This window comes from Candidatus Dechloromonas phosphoritropha, assembly GCA_016722705.1.
Lineage (GTDB): Bacteria > Pseudomonadota > Gammaproteobacteria > Burkholderiales > Rhodocyclaceae > Azonexus > Azonexus phosphoritrophus.
Window position 1 is genome coordinate 552887 of record JADKGN010000005.1, and the last position, 16268, is coordinate 569154.

Genomic DNA, 16268 nt, shown 5'->3' on the forward strand with positions numbered 1-16268 from the left:
GATGGGTTGGGCAGCGGAAGAATTCAAGGCGATCGACCTGGGCGACCGGCGTCTGGACAAGCGCACGGTGCTGCTGGCGGAGCGCATGGCAGCCAATCCGATGGCCAGTATCCCGCAAGCCTGCGGCGGCTGGGCGGAAACCCAGGCGGCGTATCGTTTTTTTGCGCAGGACGACATCGAATGGGAAGCCATCCTGGCCTCGCACTGGGGAAGCGCCGAAACGCGCATGCGGGCGCATCCGGTGGTGCTGTGCATCCAAGACACCACGGAACTCGACTTCAATGGTCAGCGCATTGCCGGTCTGGGGCCGCTCTCGTATGAAGCCCAACGCGGGATGTACGTGCATTCCACCTACGCGGTCAGTCCGCAGCGTGAACCCTTGGGTGTTCTGGACGCCTGGATGTGGGCACGCGAACCCAAGGACGCGAGCGGCCAACGAGGTGGCCTGCTGGAAAGCACCCGCTGGACGGAGGGCTACACCCGCATCGCGGAGTTGGCGAGCAGCATGCCGGACACCCGGCTGGTGTATGTGGCGGATCGGGAGGCGGACATCGTGGCCCTGATGGTGCAAGCCCGCGAGCTGGGGCATCCCGCCGACTGGCTGATTCGTTCCCAGCACAATCGGGCGCTTCCCGAGGGCGGCAAGCTGTGGACTGAGGTCCTGGCCAGCGAAGCGCTCGGCGGCATCCGCTTCACGATGCCTTCGCGGCAAGGACAGAAGGCGCGGGACGTTCGGCAACGAGTCTGGGCAAAGCGGGTGACGGTCTCCGACGGCAAGGGGAGCCGGATCGAGGTGAGTTGTCTGGTGGCGCGAGAAGAAAGTGCCCCCGAGGGCGTGAAGCCGGTGGAATGGCGGCTGCTGACCAATCGGCCGATTAACTCTTTCGAAGCGGCGACCGAACTGATCGACTGGTACCGGGCGCGCTGGGAGATCGAACTGTTCTTCCATGTCCTCAAGAACGGCTGCCGCGTAGAGGCGTTGCAGTTGAGCACCGTGGCGCGGCTGGAACGGGCGCTGGCGCTGTTCATGGTGGTGGCTTGGCGGATTGCCCGACTCATGCGCCTGGGCCGTACCTGCCCAGACCTGGATGCGGCCTTGCTGTTCGAGCAGGACGAATGGCAAGCGGCTTACATCCTGAATCGGAAGAAGGTGCCCAAGACGCCGCCCAGGCTCAATGAAGTGGTGCGCTTGGTGGCGATGCTTGGCGGATTTCTGGCCCGCAAGGGCGATGGCGAGCCAGGGGTGAAGACCCTTTGGCTTGGCCTTCAACGCGTCGTCGATTTCGCCGCCGGGATCAGATTCGCGAGAGAGGCTCATGCGTTATGACGCGAGTTCAACTTCAAAGTGTAATTTTGAATAATTTGTGTGTAATGGAATGCGGTTGACCGGGTAATCCGCGATGTGCGCAATGACGAAACGCAGATAACAGTTGGCAATATTGGGCAGGTTGGTGAATTTGGGAGGTTGAATCGCAATGACCAGTCGCGAACCGGTACGCCTTGCTGGCGATGCATGGAGCCTTCGCCGGTTCAGCCGCCGCCGACGGCGGCAATGATTTCCAAGCGGTCTCGGGAGTCGAAAAAGGTTTTTGCATACTGGCTTTTCGGAACAATTTCGCCATTTCTTTCGATGACGATGCGCTTGCCGGTATACCGAAGCTCCACTAGCAGTTCAGCCAGGGTGACAGACGGTTTGGACAGTCATTTCTGACCATTGACGATAATCAGAAACATAATAGACCTCAAATCTTGCGATAAACCTCGGCGCCGGCCTTGACGAACTCGACCGCTTTCTCCTCCATGCCCTTCGCCAGCGCCTCGGCTTCGGCAATTCCTTGCGCCGCGGCGTATTCACGCACATCCTGGGTAATCTTCATCGAGCAGAAGTGCGGGCCGCACATCGAGCAGAAGTGGGCGACCTTGGCCGATTCCTTCGGGAGCGTCTCGTCGTGGAATTCACGCGCCTTGTCGGGGTCGAGGCCAAGATTGAACTGGTCGTCCCAGCGGAATTCGAAGCGCGCCTTGGACAGGGCGTTGTCACGAATCTGTGCCCCGGGGTGACCTTTGGCGAGGTCGGCAGCATGGGCGGCGAGCTTGTAGGTGATGATGCCGACCTTGACGTCGTCCTTGTCCGGCAGGCCGAGGTGTTCCTTGGGCGTGACGTAGCAAAGCATCGCGGTGCCGTACCAGCCGATCATCGCGGCGCCGATGCCGCTGGTGATGTGGTCGTAGCCGGGGGCGATGTCGGTGGTCAACGGGCCGAGGGTGTAGAACGGGGCTTCGCTGCACTGGTCGAGTTGCAGGTCCATGTTCTCCTTGATCAGATGCATCGGCACATGGCCGGGACCTTCGATCATCACCTGGACGTCATGTTTCCAGGCGATCTGGGTCAGTTCGCCGAGGGTCTTGAGTTCGCCGAGTTGGGCTTCGTCGTTGGCGTCGTAGATGGAACCGGGACGCAGGCCATCGCCGAGGCTAAAGGCGACGTCGTAGGCCTTCATGATTTCGCAGATGTCCTCGAAATGCGTGTAGAGGAAGCTTTCCTTGTGATGCGCCAGACACCACTTGGCCATGATCGAACCACCGCGGCTGACGATGCCGGTCATCCGGTTGGCGGTCAGCGGGACGTAGCGCAGTAGCACACCGGCGTGGATGGTGAAGTAGTCGACGCCTTGTTCGGCTTGTTCGATCAGCGTGTCGCGGAAGATTTCCCAGGTCAGGTCTTCGGCCTTGCCGTTGACCTTTTCCAGCGCCTGATAGATCGGCACGGTGCCGATGGCGACCGGGCTGTTGCGGATGATCCATTCGCGGGTTTCGTGGATGTTCTTGCCGGTGGACAGGTCCATGACGGTGTCGCCACCCCAGCGGATCGACCAGGTCATTTTCTCGACTTCTTCCTGAATGGAAGAGCCCAAGGCCGAGTTGCCGATGTTGGCGTTGATTTTGACCAGGAAGTTGCGGCCGATGATCATCGGTTCGCTTTCCGGGTGGTTGATGTTGTTGGGGATGATGGCGCGACCACGAGCGATTTCGCTGCGCACAAATTCGGGGGTGATTTCTTCGGGAATGCTGGCGCCGAAGTTTTGGCCGGGGTGCTGGCGGCCAAGCAGGGCCGCCATTTTTTCGCCCATTTTGCCGGTTGACCGTAGCGACTCCATGTAGGCGCGGCGGTTGTTATTTTCACGAATGGCGACGTATTCCATTTCCGGGGTGACGATGCCTTGGCGGGCATAGTGCATCTGGGACACATTTTTGCCGGCTTTGGCGCGCAGGGGCTTGCGGTGCAGGCCGGGGAAGCGTAGTTCGTCGAGCGCCTTGTCAGCGGCACGGATGCGGCCGAATTCGGAGGTCAGGCCGGCGAGTTCTTCGATATCGCCACGTTCGGCGATCCACTGGGCGCGCAGCGCTGGCAGGCCGGCGCGGATGTCGATCTTGGCTTGTGGGTCGGAGTAGGGGCCGGAGCAGTCGTAGACGTAGAGCGGCGGGTTCTGTTCGCCACCGAAGGCGGTTGGCGTGTCGTCCTGCGAAATTTCGCGCATCGGCACGCGGATGTCCGGGCGGGAACCTGCGATGTAGACCTTGCGCGAATTGGGCAGCGGCTGGACTGCGGCCGCGTCGACGTGAGCGGTCGCAGCGAGGAAGGGGACGTTGGCGTTCATTGTCTTCTCCATCTGGAGAGAAAAAGCTTGCTTACCCCACGATTTTTCGCAGGGTAAGCAAAAATTCGGACATGCAGGAGGCTACGAATCTAGTCTGTGGCTCTTACCACGTGCAGGAAATTCGTATTGCCTGAATGGCCGGAAGGGAGGCCAGCAATAACAATTACATCATCACCGGGTGCAGCAAAGCCCTGTTCGACAGCTACCCGGCCGGCATCGATGACCATGGCTTCAAGATTGGTGGCTTCCTGGAAGGCAACGGGATGCACGCCCCAGGCAAGCGCCAGGCGCCGTGCGGTTTCCTTGCTGGTGGTCAAGGCCACGATCGGCGTCTTGGGGCGCTCGCGGCTGGCGCGCAGGCAACTGAAGCCGCTGACCGTATAGGCGACCGTTGCCGCTGGTGCCAGCAATTCTGCGACACGACGAAGCGCGCAGCAGATCGCATCCGGTGTCGTTGCCTCGGCCGGAGTATGGCTGGCATCCAGTCCGACGCGCCAGGCGGGATCGGATTCAACCTCGCTGATGATGTGATTCATGATCGTCACGGCTTCGAGCGGATATTTGCCGGATGCCGACTCGGCCGAAAGCATCACCGCATCGGCTCCTTCGTAGATTGCGGTGGCCACGTCGGAAGCCTCGGCACGGGTTGGAACCGGCGACAGGATCATCGACTCAAGCATCTGCGTGGCAATGACCACCGGACGGCCGGCCGCCCGCGCCGCCCGCACGATACGTCGCTGAATGACCGGAACCTGCTGCGGCGGCAATTCGACGCCAAGATCGCCGCGGGCCACCATGATACCGTCGGCCTGGGCCACGATCTCGTCGAGATATTCGATCGCCATCGGTTTTTCCAGCTTGGCCATGATCCACGCCCGATCACCGATCAACTGGCGGGCTTTCGCGATATCCTCCGGTCGCTGAACAAAAGACAGGGCTACCCAGTCCACCCCAAGTTCCAGGCCGAACGCCAGATCGCTGCGATCCTTCTCGGTCAACGGCGAAATCGGCAGCAATACGCCGGGGACATTGACCCCCTTGCGGTCGGACAGGCCGCCCCCGACCAGGACGGTCGTCTCGGCGAAATCCGGTCCGAAGGCATCGACGCGCAGACTCAGCTTGCCATCATCAAGCAGCAGGTGCGTGCCGACCTGCAACGCCGCGAAAATCTCCGGATGCGGCAGGTTGGCGCGACGGGCATCACCGTCGGTCTTGTCCAGATCCAGGCGGAAGCGACTTCCCTCGACCAAGGTGGTCTTGCCGCCGGCTATCTTGCCTATGCGCAGTTTCGGCCCCTGCAAGTCCATCAGAATACCGATCGGTCGACCGATCTCGTCCTCGATCTTGCGGATCATCTGGTAGCGCTCAGCATGGTCGGCATGACTGCCATGGCTGAAATTCAGGCGAAAAACATCGGCCCCGGCATCGACGAGTGCGCGAATGTCGTCCTTGGTCGAACTGGCCGGCCCCAGCGTGGCCAGAATCCGCGATCTGCGAAAGCGCCTCATGCTGCCTCCTTCAATGAATGGATTACAGCAACCCCGGCCCGTGCCACCTGCGCATCTTCGCCAGCCTTCACGCCAGACACCCCGACCGCCCCGATGATGAAGCCGTTGACGGTGATCGGTTCGCCGCCCTCGAGCGGCACCACCGGCATGGCCAGCGCCGCATAACGGCCATTGTTAACCATGTCTTCAAACACCTTGCTCGGCTTGCCGCTCAGCACACAGGTCCGTGCCTTCTCGGGCGCCACCATGGCGCTCATCAGCGGCGCACCATCCATGCGTTGCAGCCACAGAGCATGGCCACCGGCATCGCAGACGGCGATGCTGACTGACCAGCCACAATTTTTGGCTTCCTGTTCTGCCGCTGCTGCGATCTGGCGAACATCATCCAGCGTCAGCACATTCGTTTGTTTCATGTCTTGTCTCCTTGTTGTTTATGTCGCCCGGTTTCAGGCAATCAGGATGGCCCGAAAATCGTTGACGTTGGTCAGCGTTGGCCCGGTAATCAGCGCGTCGCCCAAGGCTTCGAAGAAGCCATGGCCATCGTTGGCGTCGAGGCTGGCCAGCGGCTTGATACCCTTGGACCAGGCCCGAGCGAGGGTGCACGGCGTAACGAATGCGCCGGCAACCTCCTCCTGGCCATCCACCCCGTCGGTATCGCCGGCCACCGCGAACACCTCTTCTTCGGCGTTCAGGCCGATGGCCAGCGAAAGCAGGAATTCGACGTTGCGCCCACCCCGCCCCTTGCCGCGTACGGTCACGGTGGTTTCTCCACCGGACAGCAGCACGCAGGGGCGTGCAATCGGCTGCCCGCGCCGGGCCACCTGCAGCGCGATGCCGGCCATTACCTTGCCAACGTCACGCGCCTCGCCTTCGATGCTGTCACCGAGGATCACCGGCCGCACACCGGCCGCTTCGGCAACCGCAGCCGCGGCTTCGAGCGCCATCTGCGGCGTCGCGACGAGACGGGTAGAAACACCAGCCAGACGCGGATCGCCGGGCTTGACAGTTTCACCGCGGCCGCTCTCAAGCAGGGCGCGCGCACCGTTCGGCAACTCAATGCCGTAACGGCGAACAATCTCCAGCGCATCCTGGCAACTGGTCGTATCGGCTACCGTTGGGCCGGATGCAATATCCATCGGGTTGTCGCCCGGCACATCGGAAATCAGCAGATTCACCACCCGTGCCGGATAGCAGGCGGCAGCGAGGCGCCCTCCCTTGATCCCCGACAGGTGGCGACGCACGCAGTTCATTTCGGAAATGGTCGCGCCCGATTTAAGCAAGGCACGACTGATCGCCTGCTTGTCGTCCAGCGTCACCCCTTCGCCCGGCAGCGGCAACAACGCCGAGCCACCACCGGAGATCAGGCAGATCACCAGATCGTCCGGCGTGAGATTGCCGACCAGTTCCAGCACGCGAAGCGCCGCTGCGGCACCAGCCGCATCGGGCACCGGATGCGCCGCCTCGACGATCTCGATGCGTTCGCATGGCACCGCATAGCCGTAGCGGGTAACGACCAGGCCACTCAGCGGCCCCGGCCAGTTTCGTTCCAGCGCCTGAGCCATGGCTGCCGAAGCCTTGCCGGCGCCGATAACGATGGTGCGCCCCTTGGGCGGCTCGGGCAAAAAGCGTGGAATACAATGCTCGGGTTGGGCTGCATTGACTGCTGCGGTGAACAAATTGGCGAGCAACTCGCGAGGTGGGGTGTTCATATCGCTTCTTCCTTGTCTGTCAGCATTCACCGAGATCAGAAATACGTATGCTTTGCGCGCCCTTCCACAGAACGGAGCGCCCCATGTCCAACAATTGGTGATCGCCTTCGATCACGGTCATGAAATGGTTGGCGGCCAGTTGCCCCATCTTGCTGGCGAACTGGCAACTGCCGTAAGCGAAAAGGATTTCCGTTTCAGAAATCCCTCCCGGATACCACAGCACGTCGCCGCGCGAAGGATGGCTGGTGTGATTCTCGAAGCCAAAATCGGTTTCAAGTTCTCCTTGCGGAATCCAGACCGCTTCACCGCTCCAGCGCACATGGATGACCTGACTGGAAAATGGCATCGATTTCATGAAAGCTGCACAGGTTCGCGGTGCAGCCTCTTCTTCCAGGCGGGCGACGAAGCGGTACGCCCCCACCTCAATAGCGAGATGACGCATCCGGATCACCTCACTGACCGATTTCGAAGTTGGCCATTTTTTCCAGGGCCCTGACCATCGCCGAATGGTCCCAGCCGGCGCCATCATGCGCTGCGCAGGTATTGAACAACTCCTGCGCCGTAGCCGTGTTGGGCAGGGCAACGCCAAGTTGGCGCCCGGTTGCCAACGCCAGATTAAGATCCTTCTGGTGCAATTCGATGCGGAAGCCTGGGTTGAAGGTGCGCTTGATCATCCGCTCACCATGCACTTCGAGAATGCGCGAATTGGCAAAGCCACCCATTAGTGCTTCACGAACCTTGGCTGGGTCGGCACCCGCTTTGGCAGCAAGCAGCAGAGCCTCGCCAACAGCTTCGATCGTTAAGGCGACAATGATCTGGTTTGCCACTTTGGTGATCTGACCATCGCCGTTGCCACCAACCAAAGTAATGTTCTTGCCCATCAGCTCCAAAAGCGGCTTGACGCGTTCAAAAGTAGCAGGACTGCCACCGACCATAATGGTCAGGCTAGCGGCTTTTGCCCCGACTTCACCACCCGAAACAGGTGCGTCCAGGTATTCGCAACCTAACTGGTTAATCTTCTTGGCAAACTCTTTCGTTGCAACCGGCGATATCGAACTCATATCGATAATCACTTTGCGTTCGTTAAGTCCGTCGGCGACACCACTGTTCTCCTGCAGGACGCTGGAAAGGCCTTTGCTACCAAACAGCACATCTTCAACATGCGGCGTATCCGGCACCATGATGAAAATAATGTCTGCCTTGCCGGCAACGTCTGCCGCATTTGTACAAACAATAGCGCCTGCGGTGATCAGTGTTTGCGGCACCGAGCCATGCGTAAAGGCATAAAGCGTATGGCCAGCAGCAATGAGATGTCCTGCCATAGGGGCGCCCATGATACCGAGGCCGATGAATCCGATTCTTGCCATTTTCTGTCTCCTTTTATGAAATTAAATTAATTGCGATTTGCTGCTAATGTAGCGATCCAGCCCAAGCCTTCACGCGTGCCGGCCGCCGGCTTGTACTCGCAGCCGATCCAGCCGGTGTATCCGAGTTGATCAATGTGGCGGAACAGCCACGGGTAATTGATTTCGCCAGTTCCGGGCTCGTTGCGACCGGGATTGTCGGCGAGCTGGATGTGAGCGATACGCGCCAGGTTCTTGGCGATGGTGTTGCCCAATTCACCTTCCATGCGTTGTGCGTGGTAGATGTCGTACTGAACGAACAGATTGTCGGCGCCGACCTCATCGATGATTTCAAGTGCCTGCGCTGTCCGGCTCAGGAAGAAACCAGGGATGTCGTAGGTATTGATCGGCTCGATGAGCAGTTTGATCCCGGCGGCCTTCAGCTTGTCGGCAGCAAAGCGCAGGTTGTCGACGAAGGTACGATGCGCCGTATTCTGGCAGGCGCCGGCCGGGACGATGCCGGCCAGGCAGTTGATCTGCTTGCAACCGAGAGCCGTTCCATACTCGATGGCACGGTCGACACCCACCCGAAACTCCTCAACGCGCTCCGGCAACACCGCAATACCACGTTCGCCACCAGCCCAATCGCCGGCCGGCAGGTTGTGCAACACCTGCGTCAGGCCGTGCTTCTTCAATTCGGCTGCGAGCACTGCTGCCGGAAAATCATAAGGGAAGAGATACTCGACACCCTTGAAGCCGGCTTCCGCAGCCGCTTGAAAGCGTTCGACGAAAGGCAGCTCGGTGAAGAGCATGGTCAGATTAGCGGCAAACTTTGGCATTATTTTTTCCTTCTTAAGGCTTGTCGGTTAGTCGAGCATCGAAATGGCGGTCGGCGCATCTTTACCCGATGCGGCCAGTTCTTCGAACTCGGTGACGGCGTTGATTTCGGTACCCATCGAGATATTGGTGACACGCTCAAGAATAATCTCGACCACCACCGGCACGCGGAACTCTTCCATCCACAGCTTCGCCTGGGCGAAAGCCGGCTGGATATCTTCTGGCTGACGGACACGGATCGCTTTACAGCCGAGACCTTCGACCACTGCAATATGATCGACGCCATAGCCTTCAGTTTCCGGCGCATTGATATTTTCGAAGGCGAGCTGAACGCAGAAGTCCATGTCGAAACCGCGTTGCGACTGGCGAATCAAGCCCAGATAGGCGTTATTGACCACCACGTGCAGGTAGGGCAGCTTGAACTGGGCGCCAACGGCAAGTTCCTCGATCATGAACTGGAAGTCGTAGTCACCGGAGATCGCCACCACCTTACGTGAGGGATCAGCAGCGCAAACGCCAAGTGCAGCCGGGATGGTCCAGCCGAGCGGGCCGGCCTGGCCACAGTTGATCCAGTGGCGTTCGCGGTAAACGTGCAGGAACTGGGCAGCGGCGATCTGCGACAGGCCAATGGTACTGACGTAGCAGGTGTCCTTACCGAAAGCGGCGTTCATTTCTTCATAAACGCGCTGCGGCTTCATCGGCACCTCGTCGAAGTGGGTCTTGCGCTGCAGCGTACGCTTACGCTCCTGACATTCGCCAAGCCAGGCTTGACGGTCACGCAGCGTACCGGCAGCCTTCATTTCCTTGGCCACTTCAATCAGTCGATCAAGCGCCGCACCGGCGTCGGAAACGATGCCATAGTCCGGGCCGAAGACGCGGCCGATCTGTGTTGGCTCGATGTCCACATGGACGAACTTGCGGCCTGCGGTATAAACCTCGACCGAGCCGGTATGACGGTTGGCCCAGCGATTGCCGATGCCGAACACGAAGTCTGACGCCAGCAGCGTCGCGTTGCCATAGCGATGCGAGGTTTGCAGGCCAACCATGCCGACCATCAGCGGGTGGTCGTCAGGGATAACGCCCCAGCCCATCAGCGTCGGGATCACCGGAACGCCGGTCAACTCGGCAAATTCCTGCATCTTGGCGGAAGCATCGGCATTGAACACGCCGCCACCGGAAACGATCAACGGACGCTCGGCTTCATTGAGCATGGCCATTGCTTTTTCGGCCTGGGCACGGGTGGCGGCGGGCTTGTAGGCGGCCAGCGGCTCGTAAGTTTCAATGTCGAACTCGATCTCGGCCATCTGCACATCGAACGGCAGGTCGATCAACACCGGGCCGGGACGGCCGGAGCGCATCAGGTGGAAAGCCTGCTGGAAGACACGCGGCACCAGCGCCGGTTCGCGAACGGTAACTGCCCACTTGGTCACCGGCTTGGCGATCGATTCGATATCGACTGCCTGGAAGTCTTCCTTGTACAAGCGAGCGCGCGGTGCCTGGCCGGTAATGCAAAGAATTGGTATCGAGTCAGCCGATGCCGAGTACAGACCGGTGATCATGTCGGTGCCAGCCGGGCCGGAGGTGCCGATGCAGACGCCGATGTTGCCGGCCTTGGCCCGGGTGAAGCCTTCAGCCATATGCGAAGCGCCTTCGACATGGCGAGCCAACACGTGGTTGAAGCCGCCATTTTTACGCATGGCCGAATAAAGTGGGTTGATTGCCGCACCAGGCACACCGAAAACGGTACCGATGCCTTCTTTTTTCATCACCGCGGCGGCGGCGTCAATTGCTCTCATCTTTGCCATTTGTCTCTCCGTGAATTAGTGTGGGGTGTTGCGACGGATTCAGAATAGCGAGAAAAGCTCGCCAGTTGAATTGCTGCTACCATTGTTTCTGTCGATACTTGGAGTACCGGATGGATCGTCATACCGAGATCCGCAGCTTTGTTCTCGTCGCCGAAAAAGGCAGTTTCGCCGCCGCTGCACTGAGCGAGGGCGTCACCCCGGTCGTCATGGGACGCCGCCTCGATGGCCTGGAGGCCCGCCTCGGCGTACGCCTGATGCACCGTTCGACGCGCGGCCTGACCCTGACCGCGCTTGGCGAAGAATTCATGGAGCAGTGCCGGCAGCTGCTGCGCGACTTCGACACCGTCGAGAGTGGCATCAGCGCTAGTCGCAGCACCGTGCGCGGCCACCTGGTCATCTCCGCCCCGGCCGCCTTCGGGCGACGCCATATCGCGCCGCACGCGCCGGCTTTCCGTGCCATTTACCCGGAGCTCAAGCTGTCGTTCAATTTCACCGACAGCGTCGTCGACCTGGTGCGCGAGGGTTACGACATGGCGATCCGCATCGGTGAGGTCACCGATCCCAACTATGTGGCGGTGCCGCTCTATCCGAACTGCCGTGTCGTCTGCGGCACACCTGGCTACTTTGAACGGCACGGGGTGCCGCGCATTCCGGAAGACCTCGCCGACCACAACTGCCTCGCCTTCAACCTGCAGGGCGGGCAGCATCGCGGCTGGAATTTCATGCGGGACGGCCGCTTGACCGCGGTACGCGTTGACGGCGACCTCGCCTGCAACGACGGTGAACTGCTGTACACCTGGGTCAAGAAGGGGTTGGGCATTGGCTGGCGGTCGACCTGGGAAATCCAGGCCGAATTGAAGCGCGGCGAACTGGTCACCGTGCTCGACGAATTCGCGGCGCCGAGCTATCCGATCCAGGCCGTCTACCCGCAGCAGCGTTACCTGCCGGCCAAGGTCCGGCATTGCATCGACTACCTCAAGGAAACCTACAACCGGCCAAGTTATTGGGAAGGCGAACATGCTTGAGGGGTCGTTTGCCATATTGTCAGTGACTCAACCGAGGCGGCCGGTCAGCAGCAGATAGCCGGGCAACCCGCCAGTGAGCACGCCCTGAGCGATAGCGACGCCACCGGTCGCGCGCGTCCATGGCTTGCCGCAGACCAGGACGAGGAAAAAGAGATACCACAGGCCGGCCCAGGCGGCCCATGACAAGGCCTGCCAGTAACCCCAGGCAGAATTTGCGGCAATCAGCGCGTCGACCGCAACCGGCAGCGCGGTAAGGGTAACGAGCAGGCTGAACCAGCCCAGACCGCGCCCGTCGCTGCCGTTGTAGCGATTGAAGGCAACCCACAGGTAGGTGCAGGCAAAAAGCAGGGAGAAGGCGGCAGTGCGGATCGACGCCGCATCGGCATCGGCACCGAAGGCTAGCCTGAGCGACACCAGCAGGCTGATCCCGCCGACAAAGGCGTTGATCAGCGGGATCTCCCGGTCGTCGATGCGACCGAGCATCCACAGGCCGTTAAGAATCAGCACGGCGCCGACATAGAAAAGAACCAGCCCCTGGTACATGCCGCCGCCGCCTAACGCCGCCCGAACGCCGCCGACCCGGCGAAGCGTGCCGCGCTGCCCAGCTCACGCCCGATCATCAGCAGACGATTGTATTTTTCGATGCGATCCGAACGACTGGCCGAGCCGGTCTTGATCTGACCGCAGGCCGTCGCCACGGCAAGATCGGCAATCGTCGTGTCACCCGTTTCTCCGGAGCGGTGCGAAACGATAGCGGCATAGCCGTGCTCGCGTGCCAGGCGCATCGCGGCCAGGGTTTCGCTCAGGGTACCGATCTGGTTGACCTTGATCAGGATGGAATTGGCTATGCTATTTTCAATGCCACTGGCCAGAATCGCCGGATTGGTCACGAACAGGTCGTCGCCAACCAGTTGCACGCGGCGCCCCAGACGATCCGTCAACAACGCCCAGCCGTCCCAGTCGTCCTCGGCCATGCCGTCTTCGATACTGAGGATCGGATAGTCGTCGACCAGTCCCGCCAGGTAATGACTGAACTCGGCGCTGGATAGCTCCTGTCCCTCGCCGGCGAGCACGTAGCGGCCATCGCGATAGAATTCCGAGGCGGCGCAATCGAGCGCCAGGCTGATCTCCCGACCTGGCTCATAGCCGGCCAAGCCAATGGCTTCGACAATCAGGTCGAGCGCATGCCGGGTTGAACGGACATTCGGCGCGAAACGGCCTTCATCGCCGACCGAGGTCGGGAATCCGGCACGATCAAGCAGGCCGCGCAGCGCATGAAAAACACCGACCCCGGCACGCAGCGCATCGCTGAAATTGTCAAAGCCATGCGGCACGATCATGCATTCCTGGATATCCAGGCTGTTGTTGGCATGGGCACCACCGTTGACCACGTTCATCAGCGGCACCGGCAGTACAGGCTCGATGCCCGCTGCGGCCAGGTAACGATACAGTGGCTGCCCCTCGGCTTGTGCTGCCGCGTGCGCTGCCGCTAGCGACACGGCGAGGAGGGCATTGGCGCCAAGCCGCGACTTGTCGGTCGTGCCATCCAGTTCGCCCAGCAAACGATCGATACCCGCCTGATCGCGGCCATCATGGCCGAGCAAGGCAGCGGCAATCGGCCCTTCGATATTGGCCAGCGCCTTGAGGACACCCTTGCCGCCATAGCGCGCCGGGTCGCCATCGCGCAGTTCAAGCGCCTCGCGCTTGCCGGTCGATGCCCCGGAGGGAACCGCTGCCCGGCCGGCATCACCGGATTCGAGTTCGACCGTCGCCTGCAGCGTCGGGTTGCCACGCGAATCGAGAATCTCGATGCCGGCGATATGAGTAGTTTTGTACATGTCGTTCAAATGGCCTGAATAAACTGTTGCAGTCTGCCCTGGCCGGTCGATGTAACCGGTAACCAGCAATGCAACTACAAGGTTTCAAAAGTGGGTGATTCCCGGTGGTCTCGGCCCCCGTTCAACCACCCGCTGCCTGAAGTACCTGGTGAAAATTGCAGCGGCTTAAAAGTGAAATTCGGCCTGGAACATCAGAGCATCGGTGTCGATGCCTGGCTTGGTGGCTCCGGACTTCGTATATTGATTGCCAAATTTATTGCGCCACAACTCGTAGCCAAGGCCCACTAAAACCGTGTTTTTCTTCCACGATGCCATTTGCCCGACATCGATCATTAGCGCGGTTCGCATCAGCGTTTCAGCAGATGTAGGGACCCCTGCATAGTCTGGCCCCTTCTCGCTCAGGTAATTGATGAATCCCTTGAAGACAAACGGTACCGGACCAGTCTGGAAGGGAATACCCCAGGCCGCTGCCAGAATCCACTGCGGATCAAACACAATGTTTTCCGTCGGGCAAGCAGGCTTTCCCAAACCGCAATGATTCCATTCGCGTCCATAGTACAGACTAAAGTCCAGAAAGCCGGGAACACCAATGGTTCCCATAACGTCGAACTTGAGCGTCGGGCCAATAACCAAAAGTCTCTTCGCCGGAGCGAACTTGGTGTTTTTTGTATTTAGATCGAAACCCGCAGTCAGTGCGATATCCTTGACTGGGCCAAATGAAAGATCTCGGTCGAAGATCTTTCCTAAATACAGTTGTCCGCGATAGGTCAGGTAGGCTTCAGTCGCACCGGTAGAGCCGTCGCCGCTGGCTGGGTCGTTGGAGTCGGACTTGAAGACATCCAGATTGACAAAATTCTGCCCGATTGAATAGCCACTGGCATGGGTGAATTGCAGAATATTCTTGGTGACATCATTGTTGTTATTGGGCTCACGGAACTGGGTGCCGTAGCGATATCCGATAAATGTATCGCTCCAATCGGCGGCCTGCGCCTGACCTGCAACGCAAGCGACGGCAGCGAAAATGGCGGCATGTTTCTTGATATTCATTTGAAATAATCCGTTATAGTTTATTTAGTGCGCATGAGCCGAAGCGGAATCAAGGGATTCACCCTTGCCAAACCCGTTCAGGAAGACGTTGAGCACCACGGCTGAGATTGCCGAGAGCAGGATGCCGCTGTGCAACAAGGGACCCAAGGCTGTCGGCATGGCATGGAAGAAGGTTGGCGAAACGAGCGGGATCATGCCCAGACCAAGGCTGACCGCGACCACGTAAAGATTGTTGCGGTTACCGCCGAGGTTGGCGCCCATCAAAATCTTGATACCGGTTGCCGCCACCATGCCGAACATCACGATACCGGCACCGCCGAGCACGAACTGCGGGACCGAAGCAATAATATGTGCCATCTTGGGGAGCAGAGCGAAAGCTATCAAAATCACGCCACCCAGCACGCAGACCCAGCGACTCTTGACCCCGGTTACGCCAACCAAACCAACGTTTTGCGAGAATGAAGTATGCGGAAAGGTGTTGAAAAAACCGGCGATCAGCGTCCCCAGGCCATCGGTGCGCAAACCTCGTGTCAAGTCGTTACGCATCACCCGGCGCCCGGTCAGATCGCTCAGTGCCAGAAACATGCCAAGCGACTCAACCATGACGACGATCATTACCAGACACATGGTGGCAATCGATACCGGATCAAAGACCGGCATGCCGAAGTGCATTGGTTCAACTATGGCGACCCAGGGCGCGGCACCGAGACCTTCAAAGCTGACCTTGCCAAGCGCCATCGAAACAAAAAAGCCGACCAGCATACCGATCAGCACCCCGACGTTGGCCATAAAGCCGCGACCGTAACGGGTGATCAACATGATGGTAAGCAATACCAGGCCAGCAATCGCCAGGTTCTCGAGAGAACCGTAGTTTGGATTGTTGACCATCTGGCCGCTGGCCACATCCTTGATCATTGGCTGGCCGCCAGCCGCCCAGTTGACCGTAACCTTCATCAGTGAAATACCGATAATGGCGATAATGCTGCCGGTGACGACGGGCGGGAACAAGGGCAGACAGCGTGCCACCAGCGGCGCAAAGATCATGCCGAAAATACCAGCGGCTATAGTCGAACCAAGAATCGCATTGATCCCCAGTTCCGGCGATACGGCCATCGCCACCATCGGACCCACAGCGGCAAAGGTAACACCCATCATTACTGGCAGGCGGATACCGAACGGACCGACACCTAACGACTGGATGATGGTGACCAGACCGCAGACGAGCAAATCGGAATTGATCAGAAAGGCAATCTGATCCTTGGGCATTTTCAGGGCGCCGCCAATGATCAGCGGTACCGCGATGGCCCCCGCGTACATGACGAGGACGTGTTGCAGACCGAGCGTGAAGAGGCGTACCGGCGGTAGCACCTCATCCACCGGATCAACCTGCTTGGGAATTTCCCCCATTGATTTTTTCGACATGGTAAATCTCCTTCCTTTGGGTTTTTAGGCATCGCTCCAATGCGACAAGAGCGTAAGGGAACGACGCACCGTGCC

The 16268-nt window shown here is 59.8% G+C and carries 15 protein-coding genes; 2 read left to right on the top strand and 13 right to left on the bottom strand.

What is annotated here, in order from left to right; genetic code table 11:
- Position 1: 1 nt before the first annotated feature.
- A complete protein-coding gene (locus IPP03_22215; protein MBL0355214.1) occupies positions 2-1327 on the top strand; it encodes an IS4 family transposase in 1326 nt (441 codons plus the stop codon).
- 203 nt (positions 1328-1530) lie between these two features.
- Here IPP03_22215 and thiS read toward each other — a convergent pair whose 3' ends face one another.
- The 9 genes from thiS to gcl form a co-directional block, all read right to left on the bottom strand.
- Entirely contained in the window at positions 1531-1701 is a 171-nt protein-coding gene (gene thiS / locus IPP03_22220) for a sulfur carrier protein ThiS (protein MBL0355215.1), read from the bottom strand.
- A gap of 41 nt (positions 1702-1742) precedes the next feature.
- Complete coding sequence (gene thiC / locus IPP03_22225; GenBank protein ID MBL0355216.1) at positions 1743-3659, bottom strand: phosphomethylpyrimidine synthase ThiC; 1917 nt, start codon at positions 3657-3659, stop codon at positions 1743-1745.
- 89 nt (positions 3660-3748) lie between these two features.
- On the bottom strand, positions 3749-5167 hold the full coding sequence (pyk, locus tag IPP03_22230; GenBank protein MBL0355217.1) for a pyruvate kinase: 1419 nt from the start codon (positions 5165-5167) through the stop codon (positions 3749-3751).
- The gene (locus IPP03_22235; GenBank protein ID MBL0355218.1) at positions 5164-5580 is read right to left on the bottom strand and encodes a heme-binding protein; all 417 of its coding nucleotides are present in this window, start codon (positions 5578-5580) and stop codon (positions 5164-5166) included. Before IPP03_22235 ends, pyk begins: the two co-directional genes overlap by 4 nt.
- Before the next feature lie 33 nt (positions 5581-5613).
- Positions 5614-6876 carry a glycerate kinase gene (locus IPP03_22240; protein ID MBL0355219.1) on the bottom strand — a complete coding sequence of 421 codons (1263 nt, stop codon included), beginning with the start codon at positions 6874-6876 and terminating at the stop codon, positions 5614-5616.
- 19 nt (positions 6877-6895) lie between these two features.
- Positions 6896-7318, bottom strand: coding sequence for a DUF3830 family protein (locus IPP03_22245; GenBank protein MBL0355220.1), 423 nt, complete (start codon positions 7316-7318; stop codon positions 6896-6898).
- A 10-nt stretch (positions 7319-7328) separates the two neighbouring features.
- Complete coding sequence (locus IPP03_22250) at positions 7329-8243, bottom strand: 2-hydroxy-3-oxopropionate reductase (GenBank protein ID MBL0355221.1); 915 nt, start codon at positions 8241-8243, stop codon at positions 7329-7331.
- Between the two features lie 26 nt (positions 8244-8269).
- The gene (gene hyi, locus IPP03_22255) at positions 8270-9058 is read right to left on the bottom strand and encodes a hydroxypyruvate isomerase (GenBank protein ID MBL0355222.1); all 789 of its coding nucleotides are present in this window, start codon (positions 9056-9058) and stop codon (positions 8270-8272) included.
- A 27-nt stretch (positions 9059-9085) separates the two neighbouring features.
- Positions 9086-10861, bottom strand: a complete 1776-nt coding sequence (gene gcl / locus IPP03_22260; protein ID MBL0355223.1) for a glyoxylate carboligase — start codon at positions 10859-10861, stop codon at positions 9086-9088.
- A 110-nt stretch (positions 10862-10971) separates the two neighbouring features.
- Between gcl and IPP03_22265 the strand changes: the two genes are divergently transcribed.
- The gene (locus IPP03_22265) at positions 10972-11886 is read left to right on the top strand and encodes a LysR family transcriptional regulator (protein MBL0355224.1); all 915 of its coding nucleotides are present in this window, start codon (positions 10972-10974) and stop codon (positions 11884-11886) included.
- Between the two features lie 27 nt (positions 11887-11913).
- Here IPP03_22265 and IPP03_22270 read toward each other — a convergent pair whose 3' ends face one another.
- The 4 genes from IPP03_22270 to IPP03_22285 all read right to left on the bottom strand — a co-directional run bounded on the left by IPP03_22270 (position 11914) and on the right by IPP03_22285 (position 16178).
- Positions 11914-12429, bottom strand: coding sequence for an AmiS/UreI family transporter (locus tag IPP03_22270; GenBank protein MBL0355225.1), 516 nt, complete (start codon positions 12427-12429; stop codon positions 11914-11916).
- Between the two features lie 11 nt (positions 12430-12440).
- Positions 12441-13724 (bottom strand): phosphopyruvate hydratase, encoded by a 1284-nt coding sequence (gene eno / locus IPP03_22275; protein MBL0355226.1) that lies wholly within the window; start codon positions 13722-13724, stop codon positions 12441-12443.
- Between the two features lie 165 nt (positions 13725-13889).
- A complete protein-coding gene (locus IPP03_22280; GenBank protein ID MBL0355227.1) occupies positions 13890-14771 on the bottom strand; it encodes a hypothetical protein in 882 nt (293 codons plus the stop codon).
- Positions 14772-14795: 24 nt separating this feature from the next.
- Entirely contained in the window at positions 14796-16178 is a 1383-nt protein-coding gene (locus tag IPP03_22285; protein MBL0355228.1) for a purine permease, read from the bottom strand.
- Between the last annotated feature and the right edge of the window lie 90 nt (positions 16179-16268).